This is a genomic window from Arthrobacter sp. AB6, from assembly GCF_031844545.1.
GTDB lineage: Bacteria > Actinomycetota > Actinomycetes > Actinomycetales > Micrococcaceae > Arthrobacter.
On record NZ_JAUZVL010000013.1, the window covers coordinates 91,162 to 108,003 of the forward strand.

Sequence of the window (16,842 nt, forward strand, 5' to 3'; positions counted from 1 at the left end):
ACGGCAGTTCCGGAACGGGCTTGGCAAGTTATTGCAGTGGGCAACAGGCCCTGTTCACCTCGTCAGGCAGGGGAGGTCAGGGTCAGCAGGACGGCCTCCGGCCGGCACGCGATCCTCACCGGAGCGAAGCGCGAGGTGCCGATGCCGCCCGAGACGTTGACCGGCGTCGTGCGTCCATTGCTGCTCCAGTCATGCAGGCCTTTTGCGCGCCAGGTGGGAAGGTCGCAGTTGGCCACCAGGGCGCCGTAGCCCGGGATGCATAGCTGCCCGCCATGGGTGTGGCCGGCGAGCAGGAGGTCTGCGCCGTCCTCGGTGAAGTGGTCAAGCACCCGCTGGTAGGGCGCGTGGATGACGGCCACTTTGAGGTGGTCTGCGGCGTCCTGGTTCACGGTCCCGCGCGGCCATCCGGCGTACCGCTCGCGTTGCAGGTGGGGATCATCCACTCCTGAGAAGTCAAAGCGCATGCCGTTCATGACCAAGGACTGGTGACGGTTGGTCAGGTCCACCCAGCCACTCATACCGAAGCCTGAACGCAGCCGCGGCCAGTCAAGCGCCGTCGGCTTGGGCTTGGCCTTGGACGGCCCCAGCAGGTAGGAGGCGGGATTCTTCAGGCTCGGGGCGAAGTAGTCATTGGAGCCAGGGACAAAGACACCGGGGAATTCCAGCAGCGGACGGAGCGCGGCCAGGAGGGGATCCACGGCTTTTGCGTGGCTGAGGTTGTCGCCGGTGTTCACCACCAGGTCCGGCTGGAGTTCGGCCAATGACTGCAGCCACGCAGCCTTCTTCTTCTGGCCGGGAACGAAGTGGATGTCGCTCAGGTGCAGTATGCGGAAGGGGTTCTTCCCCGGCGGCAGGATGGCCAGGGTCTCTTCACGGAGGACAAACTGGTTTTTCTCCCACAGGCCGTACCCGAAGGCGGCCATTCCGGCGGCAGCCCCGGTCCCGGCGGTGACGGCAAAGCCGCGCCCGATGGTCCGGGCGCGGCTGGCCAACTCGCTGGATGAAATCATCGGCGGCTAGTTCTTCTTGTCGCTGTTGCCCGGTCCGGAGTTCCCGGCAGGAGCAGAGGGGGCCGGCGCCGGCGCCTGGGTGGCCTGCGGCCCCGTCGTCGCGGGCGTCCGTGTGCCGGTGCCGCCGTTCAGGAGGTTGCTGGGCGGGGCCGGGAACGGATTGGTGCCGTAGGCCGGCGCGATCCGGGACATGAAGTTCGAGAACATGGGACCGGCGATCATGTAACCGTCGATTCCGGGGTAGAACTTGCCGTTAACCGTGATGTTCTGGCCGGCCCGGTCCTGCGCACCGAGCGCGTCGCCGAACCAGGCAGCCGTGGCCAGGCCCGTGGTGTGGCCTACCACCCAAGTGGACCCATTGTTGTTGGATGTACCGGTCTTGGCGCCGATCGGGAAGTTGGTGCGCGTGGAAATCCGGGGCTGGATCAGCGAGCCGGAGCCGCGGTTCAGGACCTCCTGGAGCGCGTAATTCACGCCGCGGGCAACCTCCGGCTTGACCGCGTCCCGGCAGCTGCTGGACTGTGCCGGCAGGGTGGCCCCGGTCTGGTCGGTCACGGCAGTGATGGCGATGGGCTCGCAGTACTTGCCATCGTTGGCGAACGTAGCGAAGGCGCTGGCCATGGTCAGCGGGGCAGTCTGGGTGGAACCCAGCAGGTTGCCCAGCGTGGACATGTTGATCTTCGGGTTGGGTTCCCCGTCAGCCGGGAGCCCGCCATGGAGTCCTGTTGCATCCACGATCTTTTGGATACCGCAGAAGTCCAGCTGTGCCGCTGAGGCGAAGGTGACCGTGTTGATGGAGTTGTAGAGGCCTTCGAGGACCGACAGCGGCCGGTACCACTGCGGTTCGGCGTTCTGCAGGTCGTCGGCCGCGCCGAGTGACTTCTGGGCCGTGTTGTAGGCGCCTGTCACCTGGCCGCAGGAGTTACGCCACGGGAAGTTCAGCGGATAGCGGCGCTGTGCTGCGTTGACCACGGTGTTCATGGACTTGCCCTCGTTGAGCCACTGCGCGAAGGTGAACGGCTTCATGGTGGAGCCGGGCTGGGCACCGCCGAGGCCGTTGAGGTCGTTGCCGTCCTTGTCCAGCTTGTCCACGTTGAAGTTCACCTGGGAATCGAAGGCGCCTTCGGCGGGCAGGAAGGAAGTGTTCTGGGCCATCGAAACGATCTTGCCGGAGTTGGGCTGCACCGAGACCATGGCAGCACCCCATTTGTCCGGGTTGGCGCCGGCCGAGGCGTTGACCTGCTCCTGCGCCACCGCCTGGGCGTTCGGGTCCAGCGTGGTGGTGATGGTCAGGCCGCCACCGTAGATGAGGCGCAGGCGTTCTTCGCGGTCCGCACCGTACGCCGGGTTGTTCTCCAGCAGGTGCAGCACGTAGTCGCAGAAGTAGGGGGCGGTGGAGGCGTAGGCGCAGCCTTGCTTAGGCTGCGTCACCTTGGTCTCCACGGGGGTGGCCACCGCGGCATCGTGGTCGGCCTGGGTGATCTTGCCCTGGTTCAGCATCAGGCCCAGTACCAGGTCGCGGCGCTGCTTGGCGTTCTCCGGGTTGTTGATGGGGTCGAATGCGGACGGGCTGTTGACGAGTCCGGCCAGCAGGGCTGCCTGCGGGAGCGTAAGGTCCTTGGAGCTGGTGCTGAAGAAGAAGCGGGACGCGGCTTCGATGCCGTATGCGTCACGGTTGAAGAAGACGATGTTCAGGTAGCCCTCAAGGATCTGCTCCTTGCTGAATTCCTTTTCCAACGCGATGGCAAGCTTCATCTCGCGGAGCTTGTCGCCCACGCCCTTGTTCACGCCATTGAGCTTGATCTGGTCCTCGTTGCCCTCGGCGGCGAGATTGGCGTTGAGGACGTTGTTCACGTACTGCTGCGTGATGGTGGACGCGCCCTGCTTGTTGCCGCGGGCAGTGCTGACCAGCGCGCGCAGGATGCCTGTGGTATCCACGCCCCCGTGATCATAAAAACGGCTGTCCTCGACGGCGATGACAGCTTCTTTAACGAAGGGCGAGATCTGGTCCAAGGCGACCTTGGTGCGGTTCTCGGTGTAGACACTGGCGATCTCGCTGCCGTCAGCAGCCAGGATCCTGGTGGTCTGGTTGGGCGGATCAACCTTCAGCTCGGCCGGAAGGGTGTCGAAGAACTCGATGGAACCGCTCGCTGCGCTGCCTGAAACGGCCGCCGCTGGAACCAGCAGGCCTGCTACCAGGACACCGCAAATAGCACTCACGCCAAGGAAAACGAGGATCTTACCAAGGGTGGTGGCAGTGTCGAATAATGGGTTCGTACGAGTCGCCATGTTTTCCACTTTACCGGCAAGGACTAGTCTTTCTCTCATGACCAAATGGGAGTACGCGACGATTCCGCTCATTATTCACGCCACAAAGCAGATCCTGGACCAGTGGGGAGACGACGGCTGGGAGTTGGTGCAGGTGGTCCCCGGACCGGACGGAAACGGCCTGGTCGCCTACCTCAAGAGGGAGAAGCAGTAGCATGGGCACCTCCGCAGAGGCCACGCCTGGCGCAGCAGCGGCGCCTGTTTCAGCTGTTGAGCAGCGGCTCAAAGAGCTTGGGCTCACCCTTCCCGAGGTCGCCCCGCCCGTGGCCGCCTACGTCCCCGCCGTGATCTCCGGCAGCCACGTGTACACCTCGGGACAGCTGCCGTTCATTAACGGCAAACTGCCGGCCACAGGCAAAGTGTCGGCCGGAACCGAAGGCTTCGCCGACGAGCCCACGGTTTCCCCGGAAGACGCCCAGCGGTTCGCGGCCATTTGCGCCGTCAACGCCTTGGCAGCCGTCAAGAGCGTCATTGGTGACCTTGACCGGATCACCCGCATCGTCAAGGTTGTGGGTTTCGTCTCGTCCGATCCGTCCTTCACAGGACAGCCGGGCGTCATCAACGGCGCGTCGGAATTGCTGGGGCGCGTCCTCGGTGACGCGGGGCAGCACGCCCGTTCCGCCGTCGGCGTCTCCGTGCTGCCGCTCGATTCTCCTGTTGAGGTCGAACTCATAGCGGAATTCAGCTAGGACCGGTAGGTTTCCCTTGCCTCAGCTAGCTCGACGGCTCTTTGCTCTTCCCCAGGACCTTGAAGGGGCCGCCCAGAGCTGGCTCGAACACGGCGAACGGACGCCCCGCGCAGCGCGCCTTGCGTCGTCCGTGGTCCTCCTGCGCGATTCCCCTACAGGCCTGGAGACCTGGCTGGCCTACCGGCCGGGGTCCTCGCCGTTGGGCGTCCTCGCCTTCCCCGGCGGATCGCTGGACGCCGCCGACGACGATCCCGTGGGCTGGCTCGGCCCCCCGCCCCAGCATTGGGCTGAGCAGATGGGAACGGACGACGTCGGGCTGGCGCGCCGCCACGTGCTGGGCGCCATCCGCGAACTCTTCGAGGAAACCGGCGTGCTGCTGGCCGGCCCGGACATGGCCAGTACCGTGGAAGCGACATCGACCCCCGAGTGGATGCGCGCCCGTACGGCCGTGGCCGAGCAGGAGAAGACCTTCCCGGAGATCCTGGCAAAGCGGGGACTGTCCGTCCGGACGGACCTGCTGAAGTCGCTCGTCAACTGGCGCAGTCCGGACTTCGCGCACCGCCGGTTCGACACCCGCTACTTCGCCGCCACCGTGCCCCTGAACCAGCAGCCCACCCTGCTGGAAGGGAAGGGCGTCTGGGGGCGCTGGGTCAATGCTGCCGACGTGATCGCCGATCGCGATACCACCGCGCTGGGCGACGAGGTTGGCCAGGAGAACACGGTGGGCCGCACCTTGGGTGAGCTCCTGGTTCCCGGCTCCGAAATCATGCTTGAGAAGATGGCCATGGCCAACGGCTGCATCGCCTACCTGAGCTACAAGCGTAAGGCCCATGTGTACCAGCCGGTCCTGGTTGAAGAGGACGGCAAACTCATGCTCGAAGTCGAGGCCGCCAAGACAACCCCGGACGATCCCCAGCGCGAACGGTAGGTCCGCGGCCGGGTTCGGTCCGGTTGGCCGCTCCGCCCACTTGAAACGCTCTCTCACTTGATGCTGGTTTTCCACCAACGCTCTCTCGCTTTCCTTGGGAAAGTGAGAGAGCGTTGGCCGTTTTGGCGCATCAAGTGAGAGAGCGTTGGCCGGGAGACAACAGGCCCGGGGCCGGGGCCGGGGCCGGGGGCGGCGGGTTGCTAGCGGGAGCGCTGGCGGAGGCGCTGCATGTCCAGGATGACAACGGCGCGGGCTTCCAGCCGGAGCCAGCCGCGCTGGACGAATTCGGCGAGGGCCTTGTTGACGGTTTCGCGGGATGCGCCGACGAGCTGGGCGAGCTCTTCCTGCGTGAGCTCGTGGGCTACCAGGACACCGTCCGTTGCCGGCCGGCCGAAGCGGTCAGCCAGGTCAAGCAGCGCCTTGGCAACGCGGCCCGGAACGTCCGAGAACACCAGGTCGGAAAGCGAGTCGTTGGTGCGGCGCAGGCGGCGGGCCAGGGCCTGCAGCAACTGCGCGGAGACCTCCGGGCGGGTGCGGAGCAGCGTATTCAGGCTCTCGTTCCGGAGGCCGGCAAGCCGGGTCTCGGAGACGGCGGTTGCCGTTGCGGTGCGCGGGCTGGGATCGAAGAGGGCCATTTCGCCGAAGAGTTCGCCCGGGCCCAGGATGGCCAGGAGTGACTCACGGCCATCAGGGGAGGTCCGGCCCAGCTTCACCTTGCCGGAGACGATGAAGTACAGCTGGTCGCCCTGGTCGCCTTCACGGAACACCGAAGCGCCGCGGGACAGGTCCACCTCGGTGAGCTCGTCCGTCAGCAGACGGAATGCGTCGTCGTCGAGCGTGGCGAAAAGGGGTGCTCGGCGCAGTACCTCGATGTCCATGAAATCTCCTGAATAAAAGTGTCGGCTGTGGCGCTTGTGCCATTGTTTCAGAATTTTCAAGGTTCTGTGACGAACTTGGCAGTCAAAACGCGCTGGTGCAGGGCCGCAACGGCCCGTCCGGACCCGTCGCGGGGGACCGCGAAGGTGGTGGCGTAAGGGGACTGCCGTCGGCCTGCAGGGCGGGGAGCTGTCCAGAATATTGTCAGCATCCAACATTAGAATGAGGGTTCAACTGCTTAATAAGGAGCCTCAGTGGTCGGCTTGACTGTCCTGGACCTGGTCCTGATCCTGGCGCTGCTGTCATATCTTGTTTACGGCCTGCGCAATGGTTTCCTGGTGACAGTCGGCGGCATTGCGGGATTCGCTGCCGGAGCAGTGGCAGCCTTTTTTGCAGTCCCCCTGGTGAGCGGCTTTGTCCAGGACTCCGGATGGAGGCTGACCGCCATCGTGGCAGCCGCCGTTGTCTTGGTGGTCCTGGGGCACGGCCTGGGGACGATGGCAGGCCGGCAAATCCGCGGCGCCGTGCGGATCCGGCCCCTGCGTGCGGCGGACCGCCTGGTGGGCGGAGCCGTGAACGTTGCGGTTTCCGCGCTGGTGATCTCCATGCTGGCCTTCAGCGTCAGCTCCCTGGGCGTGCCGCTTGTTTCCCAGCAGCTGGCCGAATCCAAGGTCATCCGCTTTATCGACGGCCTGACACCGGACAGCGTCAAAGCCACCATGGCGCAGCTTCGCTCCACGGTGATCGGCAACGGCATCCCCACGCTGCTGGAGGGTCTGGAACAGGGGCCGGCAGTGCCGGTACCGAACGCCAGTACCGATACGCCCGCCCTGAACCGGGCCGCCGGTTCCGTCCTCAGGATCGCCGGGACCGCCTACCAGTGCGGCCAGAACCAGACAGGCACCGGATTTGTGGTCTCCGCGGACCGTGTGATCACCAACGCGCATGTCGTGGCGGGCGTGTCGCAGCCGGTGGTGGAACTGCCCGACGGCGGGGCGATGCCCGGGCGCGTCGTCTACTTCGACACCAAGCACGACCTCGCGGTGCTGGCCGTGGAGAACCTCCCCGCGGATCCGCTGGAGCTAAGCCCCGATCTGCCCAACGGCAGCCCCGCCGCTTTTGCCGGCTACCCCCACGGCGGCCCGTTCCAGTCCAAGCCGGCCACGGTCCAGGACATCACCACTGTGATGGTGCCGGACATCTACGGCAACAATGCCTCACCAGAGGAGATCTACCGCCTGGCCGGTGATGTGCAGCCCGGGAACTCCGGCGGCCCGCTGCTGACAACGCAGGGGGATGTGGCAGGGGTGATCTTCGCCAAGGCGACCGCGGACACCGAAATGGGATTCGCCATCACCATGGATGACCTGAATCCCGTGGCCTCCAAGGCAGCGTCGTTGAGTGCACCCGTTTCCTCCGGGCAGTGCATCCAGAAGTAGCGGTTAGAGGACCTCGGCGAGGTAGTCGATGGCCAGCCTATAGCCGAACACCCCGGCGCCCACGATGACCGCCGAGCAGACAGGGGACAGGAACGAGTGGTGCCGGAACTCTTCCCGCTGGTGCACATTGGTGATGTGGACCTCGACGGCGGGGAGCTGCACGGCGGCGAGGGCATCACGGAGAGCCACTGAGGTGTGGGTGAACGCCCCCGCGTTGATGACGATGCCCGCGGCGTTGCTCCGGGCGGCGTGGATGACGTCGAGGAGGACGCCTTCGTGGTTGGACTGGACGCATTCGGCCGTAAAACCGTGCGCCTCGGCGGCTGCGGCCGCCAGCTGCTCCACGTCCGCCAGGGTGGAGGTGCCATACTTCTCCGGCTCCCGGGTTCCCAGCAGGTTCAGGTTGGGTCCGTTGATCACCAGGATGGTGCGGCGGGCGGCAGGGTCGGTGGAGGCTTCAGTCATGGTGACAATCTATCGGCTGGCTTTGGGTGCCGCTCATTCTTACGCCGGCACCCCCATCGGTCGCTCCGTAAATGCCGTTTTGAAGCGTGAAAACGACGTTTACGGAGCAACCGACGGTTACTGGAGTGCGGTGAACCGCATCAGCAGCGCATGCTCGGGGTTGAGGTTGGGCATGGGCAGGCCCACCTCGGCGAAGAAGCGTCCGGTTGCCTCCGCCCCGTCCGCCAGCCAGGCCGGCGGCTGCACCTGGGTGTAGGTGTGGCCGTAATCGGAGTCGTCCGGAGTGGGGAAGATCGCCTCCGCGCGATAGCTTCGCTCGGGGTCCAGCCCCGGGATGCCCAGCCGGCCCGGCACCTCAGCGGCGGAGGTGCGCGTGCTCACCAGGGCGAACAGGCCCGCCGTCGTGCCTTCGGCCGCAGGGGCCTCGGTGACGACGCCGTGCAGCAGCAGGGCATCTCCGGCCACGTCCGCGTGGACGCGGCGGCCGCCGTGGATCAGCGCGCGGTGTTCCTTGAACAGGGCGATGAAGCGCTTGAGTTCCTCACGCTCAGCCCCGGTGACCTGCCGGACATCCCACTCCATGCCGAAGTGGCCGAACAGCGCGGAAATGGCCCGGAAGGAGAGATCGTGCGTGCGGGCGGTAGTGTGCGAGGTGGTGGGCCCGATGTGGCTTCCCACAAGTTCCGGCGGGACCACCGCGCCGGTCCAGCGCTGGATGGTCTGCCGTTCCAGCGCATCGTTGCAGTCGGATCCCCAGATCCGGTCCGTCCGCTCCAGGATGCCCAGGTCCACGCGTGCCCCGCCGGAGGAGCAGGATTCAATTTCGACGGCGGGATGCGCTTTGCGGAGCTCGTCGAATAGCCGGTAGGCGGCCAGGGTTTGCTCGTGGACGGAGGAGCGGCCGGCGTGGCCGTGCTCCGTGAGGTCCCTGTTCTGGTCCCACTTCAGGTAACTGATGTTGTTCTCGCGAAGGAGCGCATCGATTCGGCTGAAGATGTACTGCCAGGCTTCAGGATTCACCAGGTCAATGATGTGCTGGTTGCGCCATTCCAGGGGAAGGCGGCCGCCGTCCTTGTGCTGGACGGCGGACGGGCCAACGATCCAGTCAGGATGGGCCCGGGCGATGTCCGAGTCCAGGTTGACCATTTCCGGCTCCACCCAGAGCCCGAACTCCATGCCGCGCGAGGTGACGGCCTCAATGAGCGGGGTCAGGCCGTTCGGCCACAGGCTTTCATCCACGTACCAGTCGCCGAGGCCGGCGTGGTCGTCGCGGCGGCCGCGGAACCAGCCGTCGTCGAGCACGAAGCGCTCCACGCCCAGATCGGCAGCGGACTCGGCCAGCTCAATCAGCGTGTCCAGGTTGTGGTCGAAGTAGACGGCCTCCCAGGTGTTGAGCACCACCGGGCGCGGCTTGCCGGCGGGCCGGCCCGTGGAAGCGGCGGGCAGCACGTGGTGGGGCCGGGACCGGAACCAGCTGTAGAAGGCTTCGGTGATCCCGTCCAGTCCCATGTCCGAGTAGGCGGCGAACAGGGCGGGCGTTGTGTAGCTGCCGCCGGCTTCAAGGATGACTTCGGCAGGCCCCAGGAGCTCTGAACCGCCGATCATGGTGCGGCCATCGCCGATGGTGTCGGCGAACTGCTCGTGGTTCCCGCTCCAGGCCAGGTGCGTGGCCCAGACTTTCCCGTGCCGGTTGCCGAAACCGGCGCTCCCGGCGGCGAACAGCAGGGAGGAATCATGGCCGGTGCGGCCGTGCCGGCCCGTCCGGACCCACGTTCCCTGCTGGATGGCCCGGCGCTGCGGGTGGCGCTCGCGGCACCAGCGGCCGGTGAGGTCGAGGAGTTCGACGGCGTCAGGCGCCACGGGGAGGACGGTCGCCAGTTCGTCGAGCTGGTAGGGGGTGGTGCCGTCATTGGTGACGGTATGCCGCAGTTCCAGCAGGCCGCCGTCGTGCAGGGCCAGGGTGGATTCCACCGTGAGGCCGGCATCCGGGTCCGACTGGACGATGACGGCGGCACCGCCGTTGACGCTGGCTGTAACGGCGCGGAGGCGGGCCGAGAAATCAAGCCCGGAGACGCCGTCGGCCATTCGGGAACCGCGCAGGGCGGCCCTGCCGCGCCACGACGACGAAGCCTGGGGGAGGAGGCCCGCCGGGACGCGTGCGTCGATGGCGGAGTGCGGGACCGGGGCGGTGAGGATGGCGAGGTCCGGCAAGGCGGCGCCCAGGTCCGCACCCCAATGGATGACCTCGGCCTCTCCGCTGTCGAAGCTGATCACCAGGCTGGTGCCGGCGGAACGGAGGTGGAGGGGGTCCATAAGATCTCTTTCGGTTTTGTGGGGTGATGCAAAGCAGGGTGGTGGATGCCGCCGCCGCGAGGAGGGGACGGCGGCATCCAGCCGGGTGGCTGCGACCACATACGCAGCCACGGGTAGGGGGCGTTGCCGAAGCAGGGGCCTACTTGAAGAGGGCGTTGACCTGTTCGTTGGCCTGGGTGAGGGAGCTCGCCGGCGCCTTGCCGGAAACCACCGCGTCCATGGCGGGCTCCATGATGCCCTTGACCTTGGCAGTGTTGTCCGTGATCGGGTACAGGAAGGTGGTCTTGTTCTTGACGTGCTCGGTGAAGGCTGACACGTCCACGCCCTTGGCCTTGAAGGCCTCCGACGCCTTCTCGGACGAGGCCTTCAGGGCCGGGAAGACAACAGCCTTGGACGCGACGACGTCCTGGCAGTCAGCCGAGGCAAGGTACTCCACCCACTTGATGGACGCGTCCTTCTTCTTCGTACCCGCCCAGATGGAATCAGCCAGGCCGTTGAACATGGAGGCGCGCTCGCCTTCGGGGCCCACCGGGGTAGGCGCGATGCCAACCTCGACACCCTTGTAGCCGGTGTACTGGCCGATCATCCAGGACCCGTGGGCGTTGATGGCGGACTTGCCTGCTGCGAAAGTGTCAGCCATGGCCGCACCGACGGTGGTTTCCAGCTTGGGCATGTAGCCCTTCTCGGACAGCCCGGCGAACCAGTCCATGCTCGCCTGGAACTTGGGGTCGTCGTAGTTGTAGCGGGTGCCCCACGGGTTCTTGTCCGTGTGGGACCAGCCGGTGGTGTTGGTGAGGTAGCTCCACTCGGTCTGGCCCGAGGAGTCGCCGCCGCCGTTCAGGCCCAGCCCGTAGACCTCGACGTTGTTCTTGTCGAAACCGGGCTCGTCGCCGCGCTTCCCGCTCTTGTCCACGGTGAGGTGGGCGATGACCTTTTCGTAGGTGCCGCCGTCCTCCGGGTTCCAGGTGAGGTCCTTCATCTGGTCCTCGGTGATGCCCGCGCTGGCGAGCATGGCCTTGTTGTAGAAGAGGCCGATGGTGTCCCAGTCCTTGGGCAGGCCGTAGCGCTTGCCGTCCTGGCCCACCCAGAGATCGGCGAGGCCTTCGTTGTAGGCGGTCAGGTCGATGTTGTCCTTCTGGACGGCGTCGTCGATGGCCAGCAGCTGCTTGTTTTCGGCCAGTTCGCCGTAGCGTCCCAGGTGGTTGGTGAAAACGTCCGGGGCGGTGCCGCCAACAAAGCCGTTGGTGAGGGTGCTCCAGTAGTCATCCCAGCCGCGCTGGGTGATCTTCACCTTGATGTCCGGGTTGGCCTTGGTGAAGTCGTCGGCGCACTGCTGGTAGGCGGGGAGCTGGTTGGCGTCCCAGAGCCAGTAGCTGATCTCGCCCTTGGCAGATTCTGCTGAGGAGGAAGATCCGCTGCAGGCGGAGAGGGAGAGCGCCAAAGCTGCGGCAACGGCAACGGCGCCGAGGGATTTCTTCATGGTTCTACTTTCCTTTTGGGGATGGGAGGGAGGCAGTGAATGAGGTTCTTATTTGATGCCGGAGAAGCCGATGGAGTTGACGATCTTCTTGCCGAAGGCGGCGAAGAGGACCAGCACCGGCAGGGCCGAGATGAGGGTCGCCGCCATCAGGCCGGACCAGTCCGGTGCGCCCTGCGGTGACTGGGACTTGAAGACGCCGAGCCCCACCTGCAGGACGCGGACATCGTCCTGTGACCCCACCAGCAGGGGCCAGAAGTATTCGTTCCATTGGCCGATGAAGGTGAGCAGCGCCAGTGTGGCGATCGGGGCGGCGGCGTTGGGAAGCACAATCTGGAAGAAGATGCGCAGGTGCTTGGCGCCGTCGAGCATGGCCGCTTCCTCCACCTCCCGGGACATGTTGAGGAAAAACTGCCGGAGGAAGAAGATGGCGAACGGCGTCATGAAGATGTACGGGAGGACCATGCCGAGCATCGTGTTGAGCAGGTCGAGGTTCTTGATCAGCAGGAAGTTGGGCAGCGCGGTGAAGATCGGCGGGACCAGCATGGTTCCCAGGAAGAGGCTGAAGACGGCATTCCGGCCCTTCCAGCGCAGCCGGGCAAAGGCGTAGGCGGCCATCGCGCTGAAGAAGACGGCGCCTGCGGTGGTGATGGAGGAAAAGATGATCGAGTTCCGCAGGTAGAGCCAGAAGTTGATGGCTGCACCGGAACCGCCTTCCGCGACGGCGTCGGCCGGGCTCTGCAGCCCGAAGACCCGCAGGAACGCGCCGAAGCTGAACTCCGCGGGAAGGAGGCTGGTTGCGTTGGCGGCAAGCGCGTTGTTGGTGGACAGTGCCGTGCGCAGGACCCAGAAGAACGGGAGGATCGAGACGGCGATGGCGAGGACAATGAGGGCCCAGGCGCCGGCGCGGCGGGCGTTGAACGGACGACGGCGGCGGGCTGGCGCCGGCAGCGTTGCGCGGCTTGTGGTGGTGGTCATGCGGGAGGCTCCTTAGTCCAGGTCCGACTCGTTGCCCTTGAGGAACTTCATCTGGATGAAGGCCACCAGGGCGAGGATGAGGAAGAGAATGACGGCGATGGCTGATCCGTAGCCGAAGTCCGACTCGGTGAAGGCCCGCTGGTAGATGTAGTACTGGATGACGCGGGTGGCGTTGACCGGCCCGCCGCCGGTGGTCACTGCGACAGTGTCGAAGACCTGGAAGGAGCCGATCACCGTTACGACGAGGACGAGGACCAGGACCGGCCGCAGCAGCGGAAGGGTGATCTTGGTGAACGTCTGGAACGGCGAAGCGCCGTCGAGCTTGGCAACTTCATAGACGTGGCCCGGGATGGCCTGCATGCCGGCGAAGATGAGCAGGGCGGTGTAGCCCATGTGGCGCCAGGTGTTGATCAGGGCCTGGGTGGGGATGGCCCACTCCTCGCTGCCGAAGAACGCGACGCGGGGGAGGCCGGCCCACTCGATGAACTGGTTGACCACGCCAATCTGGTAGTCCAGCATCCAGAACCACAGCAGTGCCGCGATGATGTTGGACATCATCCAAGGCAGCAGCAGGGCTCCCCGGATGAGGGTGGACTTGGCGACCCTGTTCATCAACAGTGCCAGGCCCAGGGCCAGGGCGGTCTGGAGGACGATATTGAGGAAAACGTACTGGCCTGTGACGGCCAGGGAGTTCCAGAAAAGTGGATCCTTGGCGATCGCCGTGTAATTGTCCACCCCCACCCACGTGGGGTCTCCCAGGATGTTGTACTCCGTGAAGCTGAGGTAGACACCGCGAATGGTGGGCACCACGTAGAAAACGACGAAACCGATCATTGCCGGGGCGATGAACAGCAGTGCGATCTTGAGATCGCCGAACCGGCGGAGGCTGCCCCGCGGCTTGGCTGCAGACACCGCTGCGCCGGTGGCGGATCTCGGGTTTTTGGCAAGGGTGGTCATCTTCGACCCTTTCCTGACTGTGATGGGGGTAACAACTAGGGAAGAATCTACACGAGTAGATTCAAGTGGGCAAGGGGCTAATTTTCCTTTTTGTCCGTATGCATTAGTCCATTCACCGGACTGTTGACTCGAGTAGATTGCAATGGAACACTGGGAGTCTCCGGGACAGCGCTTGCCGCGCCCCTGCAATCCTCGAAAGGCAGACAATGACGTTTTCGATCGGCGTGGTAGGAGCCGGCCAGTTCGGCAGCCAGTTCGCGCACCTGTTCAATCTCCACCCGGGCGTCAGTAGCGTCTTCGCTGTGGACGACGTTGCGCACCGCGCCGCCGAGGCCGCCGGGCGCTACCATTTGGCAGGCACCATGGCGACTTTCGAAGACCTTCTTGCCTCCGACGTCGACGCCGTTGCGATCTTCACACAGCGCTGGACACACGGTCCGCTCGTGGAACAGGCGCTCCGGGCAGGCAAGCACGTCTACTCAGCCGTTCCCATGGCGATCTCAGAAGAGGAAATAGCGCGGATCATTGAGGCCGTCCGGGAGACCGGGCTGGTGTACATGATGGGGGAGACCAGCTACTACAACCCGGCCACAGTCTTTGCCCGCAAGCAGCTGGCCGAGGGAAAGTTCGGGCGGACCTTCTACGCGGAAGGCGACTACGTCCACGATATGGACCTGGGCTTCTACGAGGCCTACCAGTACAGCGGCGGTGAGCGCTGGAAGGAAACCGCCAGCTACCCGCCCATGCTGTATCCCACCCACGCTGTAGGCGGAGTGCTGGGAGCAGTCCCGGCCCATGCAGTCAGCGTCAGCTGCGTCGGCGTCAGGGATGACCGCAATGACGGCGTCTTTGACAAGGACGTCAGCATGTTCGGCAACGACTTCTCCAACGCCACCGCACTGTTCGAGCTGAACGACGGCGGCGTCATGCGCACCAATGAGATGCGCCGGGTGGGCTACCCCTCGCACATCCGCGAGTCCCGGTTCCGGTACTTCGGGACGGAGGCCAGCTTCGAGCAGCTCGCCAAGGTGTCCGTCTGGCAGGACAAGCGCAATGTCCACGATATCTCCGAGCAGCTGGAGACCCGGCCCAGCATCCCCCTCGATGACCCCTCCCTCGCGAATGTTGCACCAGAGCTGAGGGACGCATTCGTCTCCGGCCTGGCCCCGGTCCATGACCCCGGCCGGCTTCCGGAGGAATTCCTGGGCGCGCCCAACGGCCATGAGGGCAGCCACCACTTCCTGGTGGACGACTTCGTGACTGCCGTCAACAACCGCACCCTGCCTCCGGTGAACGCCTGGGTGGCCGCCCGGTTCACCCTTCCCGGGATTGTTGCCCACCAGTCCGCCCTCAGGAACGGCGAACGGCTCCCCATCCGTGACTTTGGCGATGCGCCGGGTACAGACATTTAACATGGACAGCATGACTACTCCGGCAGTGCAGGTTGCACGAGGCGGCCCCGTGACCCGCAAGGACGTTGCGCGCTATGCCGGCGTGAGCACCGCCGTCGTCAGCTATGTGGTCAACGGCGGTCCCAAGAAAGTTGCACCAGCCACAGAAGCGAAGGTCCAGGACGCCATCCGCGTCCTGGGCTACCGCCCCAACGCGGCGGCCCGTGCCCTCAAGCTGGGCTCCAGTGAGACGCTGGGGCTTGTGGTCCCGGATATTTCCAACCCCTTCTTCGCCCTGTTCTCCCATGCCGTTGAGGACGCCGCTGCCGCCCTGGGCTACGCCCTGGTACTGGGCAACTCGGACGGAAACCTGGCCAAGGAGCGGCGCAACATCCGCAACCTTGCCGCCAGGCAGGTGGATGGCGTGCTGCTGGCCAGTGTCCTCTTCGAACCCGACCTGGAGGTCCTGGAAACCGCGGACATCCCCTCGGTGCTCCTCAACCAGGAACGTGACGCACCGGGCTTCAACAGCATCGGCGTTGACCTCGCCGCCGGCGCCAAAATCGCCGTCGAGCACTTGATCGGGCATGGGCACGCCAACATCGGCCTGGCCATGGGCACCAACGTGTCCGGCAGCACCGACGGCCGTGAAGTGGGCTGGCGGGAGGCACTCCATGACGCCGGCCTGCAGGAGGGCCCGATCGCGTACAGTTCCTTCACCCGCCCCGGGGGTTATGTTGCCGGCCAGCGGCTGCTGGCATCGGTGAACCGCCCCACGGCCATTTTCGCTACCTCCGACATGCAGGCGATCGGCCTGTTGCGGGCCGTGCACGAGGCGGGGCTGTCCGTCCCCGGTGAGATGGCGGTGGCGTCCTTTGACGGGTCCGCCGAGTCCGAATTCTCCTGGCCTCCGCTGACCACGGTAGAGCAGCCCGTGGCCGCCATGGCGGAAGCTGCAGTGGCCGCGCTGGTGGGAGCCACCCGCGGGGAAAAACCACAGCACCGGATCTTTCCCACCACGCTGCATGTAAGGCAGTCCTGCGGCTGTCCCTAGTGGCTCCCGGGCGGCGAGGGTCCGCTTAGGCGGCGGCGAGGGTCCGCTTAGGCGGCGGCGAGGCGCAGCCGCCCCACCTTTTCCTGCAGGACGCGCTGCGCCTCAAGCCCTAGCCCGGAATCGCTGATGACCTCATCCACGTCATCCAGCGCGGCAATGGAACTGATGCCCAGCAGGCCCCACTTGGTGTGGTCCGCCAGCACCACGGTTTTGCGCGCGGCCGCCATGAAGGCACGGTCCGTCTCAGCCTCGAGCAGGTTTGGGGTGGTAAAGCCGGCATCGGCATCCATCCCGTGCACACCCAGGAACAGCACGTCCAGGTGCAGCTGTTTCAGCGCAGCGGTGGCGATGGGGCCCACCAGCGCGTCCGATGGCGTGCGCTCGCCGCCAATCAGGATCACGGTGGAGCTGTACCGGGCGGAGCCGGCCGAGGCCGCGTGATGGAAAAGGTCCGCAATGCGTACCGAGTTGGTGACCACCGTGATCTGCGGTCCGTTGACCAGTTCCTTGGCCAGGGCCCAGGTGGTGGTTCCTGCGCTGAGCCCCACGGCCATGCCCTCCTGGACCAGCGTTGCCGCCTCCACCGCGATGGCACGCTTCTCCGCCGTCAGCTGCGTGGACTTGAGGTCGAATCCGGGCTCGTGGGTGCTGGTGTCGCCCGGGATCTTCGCCCCGCCATGGATCCGCTCCAGCCGGCCGCCCTCCTCCAGTACCTCGATGTCGCGGCGGACCGTCATCAGGGACACGCCCAGTTGCTGGGCCAGGTCTGACACCCGGACAACCCGCTCCCGCTGGACGGCGTCCAAAATAGCCTGGTGGCGTGCGACGGGGAGCATCTGTGCGGATCCTTCGGCAGGGGACGAGTCTGGTCCCAGCATACGACGACGGCGACGCCAGGCTGTGAGCCGGGCGTCGCCGTCGTGCGTGAGGCTGCTTT

Annotated in this window: 15 protein-coding genes; 6 read left to right on the forward strand and 9 right to left on the reverse strand. The window is 65.6% G+C overall.

What is annotated here, in order from left to right; translation table 11 throughout:
* Positions 1 to 62 precede the first annotated feature (62 nt).
* Positions 63 to 1,010 (reverse strand): metallophosphoesterase, encoded by a 948-nt coding sequence (locus tag Q9R30_RS12055; RefSeq protein ID WP_311217719.1) that lies wholly within the window; start codon positions 1,008 to 1,010, stop codon positions 63 to 65.
* Between the two features lie 6 nt (positions 1,011 to 1,016).
* The gene (locus Q9R30_RS12060; RefSeq protein ID WP_104999853.1) at positions 1,017 to 3,299 is read right to left on the reverse strand and encodes a transglycosylase domain-containing protein; all 2,283 of its coding nucleotides are present in this window, start codon (positions 3,297 to 3,299) and stop codon (positions 1,017 to 1,019) included.
* Between the two features lie 37 nt (positions 3,300 to 3,336).
* Between Q9R30_RS12060 and Q9R30_RS12065 the strand changes: the two genes are divergently transcribed.
* Genes Q9R30_RS12065 through Q9R30_RS12075 form a run of 3 tightly spaced genes read left to right on the forward strand, consistent with a single transcriptional unit; the run spans position 3,337 to position 4,955 of the window.
* Complete coding sequence (locus tag Q9R30_RS12065) at positions 3,337 to 3,492, forward strand: DUF4177 domain-containing protein (RefSeq protein WP_003797879.1); 156 nt, start codon at positions 3,337 to 3,339, stop codon at positions 3,490 to 3,492.
* Position 3,493: 1 nt separating this feature from the next.
* Entirely contained in the window at positions 3,494 to 4,027 is a 534-nt protein-coding gene (locus tag Q9R30_RS12070) for a RidA family protein (protein ID WP_104999035.1), read from the forward strand.
* 16 nt (positions 4,028 to 4,043) lie between these two features.
* Positions 4,044 to 4,955, forward strand: coding sequence for an NUDIX hydrolase (locus Q9R30_RS12075; RefSeq protein ID WP_104999034.1), 912 nt, complete (start codon positions 4,044 to 4,046; stop codon positions 4,953 to 4,955).
* A gap of 200 nt (positions 4,956 to 5,155) precedes the next feature.
* Here Q9R30_RS12075 and Q9R30_RS12080 read toward each other — a convergent pair whose 3' ends face one another.
* Positions 5,156 to 5,833, reverse strand: coding sequence for a Crp/Fnr family transcriptional regulator (locus Q9R30_RS12080; RefSeq protein ID WP_050684013.1), 678 nt, complete (start codon positions 5,831 to 5,833; stop codon positions 5,156 to 5,158).
* A 252-nt stretch (positions 5,834 to 6,085) separates the two neighbouring features.
* Here Q9R30_RS12080 and Q9R30_RS12085 point away from each other — a divergent pair, with 252 nt between their 5' ends.
* Positions 6,086 to 7,270 carry a MarP family serine protease gene (locus Q9R30_RS12085; protein ID WP_311217720.1) on the forward strand — a complete coding sequence of 395 codons (1,185 nt, stop codon included), beginning with the start codon at positions 6,086 to 6,088 and terminating at the stop codon, positions 7,268 to 7,270.
* 3 nt (positions 7,271 to 7,273) lie between these two features.
* Here Q9R30_RS12085 and aroQ read toward each other — a convergent pair whose 3' ends face one another.
* The 5 genes from aroQ to Q9R30_RS12110 form a co-directional block, all read right to left on the reverse strand.
* Complete coding sequence (aroQ, locus tag Q9R30_RS12090) at positions 7,274 to 7,735, reverse strand: type II 3-dehydroquinate dehydratase (protein WP_104999032.1); 462 nt, start codon at positions 7,733 to 7,735, stop codon at positions 7,274 to 7,276.
* Between the two features lie 117 nt (positions 7,736 to 7,852).
* Positions 7,853 to 10,048, reverse strand: coding sequence for an alpha-galactosidase (locus Q9R30_RS12095; protein ID WP_311217721.1), 2,196 nt, complete (start codon positions 10,046 to 10,048; stop codon positions 7,853 to 7,855).
* Between the two features lie 139 nt (positions 10,049 to 10,187).
* Positions 10,188 to 11,528 carry a sugar ABC transporter substrate-binding protein gene (locus tag Q9R30_RS12100; RefSeq protein WP_104999030.1) on the reverse strand — a complete coding sequence of 447 codons (1,341 nt, stop codon included), beginning with the start codon at positions 11,526 to 11,528 and terminating at the stop codon, positions 10,188 to 10,190.
* A 48-nt stretch (positions 11,529 to 11,576) separates the two neighbouring features.
* Positions 11,577 to 12,503 (reverse strand): carbohydrate ABC transporter permease, encoded by a 927-nt coding sequence (locus Q9R30_RS12105; RefSeq protein ID WP_311217722.1) that lies wholly within the window; start codon positions 12,501 to 12,503, stop codon positions 11,577 to 11,579.
* A 12-nt stretch (positions 12,504 to 12,515) separates the two neighbouring features.
* Positions 12,516 to 13,460, reverse strand: coding sequence for a sugar ABC transporter permease (locus Q9R30_RS12110; RefSeq protein ID WP_311217723.1), 945 nt, complete (start codon positions 13,458 to 13,460; stop codon positions 12,516 to 12,518).
* A 206-nt stretch (positions 13,461 to 13,666) separates the two neighbouring features.
* On the opposite strand from Q9R30_RS12110, the gene Q9R30_RS12115 reads away from it, so the two are divergent.
* On the forward strand, positions 13,667 to 14,872 hold the full coding sequence (locus tag Q9R30_RS12115; protein ID WP_311217724.1) for a Gfo/Idh/MocA family oxidoreductase: 1,206 nt from the start codon (positions 13,667 to 13,669) through the stop codon (positions 14,870 to 14,872).
* A gap of 10 nt (positions 14,873 to 14,882) precedes the next feature.
* The gene (locus tag Q9R30_RS12120; RefSeq protein ID WP_104999852.1) at positions 14,883 to 15,905 is read left to right on the forward strand and encodes a LacI family DNA-binding transcriptional regulator; all 1,023 of its coding nucleotides are present in this window, start codon (positions 14,883 to 14,885) and stop codon (positions 15,903 to 15,905) included.
* Positions 15,906 to 15,952: 47 nt separating this feature from the next.
* On the opposite strand, the gene Q9R30_RS12125 is transcribed toward Q9R30_RS12120, so the two are convergent.
* Positions 15,953 to 16,741: a DeoR/GlpR family DNA-binding transcription regulator gene (locus Q9R30_RS12125; RefSeq protein ID WP_104999026.1), complete on the reverse strand. Its 789-nt coding sequence runs from the start codon at positions 16,739 to 16,741 to the stop codon at positions 15,953 to 15,955.
* Positions 16,742 to 16,842: the final 101 nt, after the last annotated feature.

Excerpts from the sequence above, each read along its gene's own strand:
- Q9R30_RS12055 (WP_311217719.1), bottom strand. The coding sequence starts at position 1,010 with ATGATTTCATCCAGCGAGTTGGCCAGCCGCGCCCGGACCATCGGGCGC.
- Q9R30_RS12060 (WP_104999853.1), bottom strand. The coding sequence starts at position 3,299 with ATGGCGACTCGTACGAACCCATTATTCGACACTGCCACCACCCTTGGT.
- Q9R30_RS12065 (WP_003797879.1), top strand. The coding sequence starts at position 3,337 with ATGACCAAATGGGAGTACGCGACGATTCCGCTCATTATTCACGCCACA.
- Q9R30_RS12070 (WP_104999035.1), top strand. The coding sequence starts at position 3,494 with ATGGGCACCTCCGCAGAGGCCACGCCTGGCGCAGCAGCGGCGCCTGTT.
- Q9R30_RS12080 (WP_050684013.1), bottom strand. The coding sequence starts at position 5,833 with ATGGACATCGAGGTACTGCGCCGAGCACCCCTTTTCGCCACGCTCGAC.
- aroQ (WP_104999032.1), bottom strand. The coding sequence starts at position 7,735 with ATGACTGAAGCCTCCACCGACCCTGCCGCCCGCCGCACCATCCTGGTG.
- Q9R30_RS12095 (WP_311217721.1), bottom strand. The coding sequence starts at position 10,048 with ATGGACCCCCTCCACCTCCGTTCCGCCGGCACCAGCCTGGTGATCAGC.
- Q9R30_RS12100 (WP_104999030.1), bottom strand. The coding sequence starts at position 11,528 with ATGAAGAAATCCCTCGGCGCCGTTGCCGTTGCCGCAGCTTTGGCGCTC.
- Q9R30_RS12105 (WP_311217722.1), bottom strand. The coding sequence starts at position 12,503 with ATGACCACCACCACAAGCCGCGCAACGCTGCCGGCGCCAGCCCGCCGC.
- Q9R30_RS12110 (WP_311217723.1), bottom strand. The coding sequence starts at position 13,460 with ATGACCACCCTTGCCAAAAACCCGAGATCCGCCACCGGCGCAGCGGTG.
- Q9R30_RS12115 (WP_311217724.1), top strand. The coding sequence starts at position 13,667 with ATGACGTTTTCGATCGGCGTGGTAGGAGCCGGCCAGTTCGGCAGCCAG.
- Q9R30_RS12120 (WP_104999852.1), top strand. The coding sequence starts at position 14,883 with ATGACTACTCCGGCAGTGCAGGTTGCACGAGGCGGCCCCGTGACCCGC.
- Q9R30_RS12125 (WP_104999026.1), bottom strand. The coding sequence starts at position 16,741 with ATGCTCCCCGTCGCACGCCACCAGGCTATTTTGGACGCCGTCCAGCGG.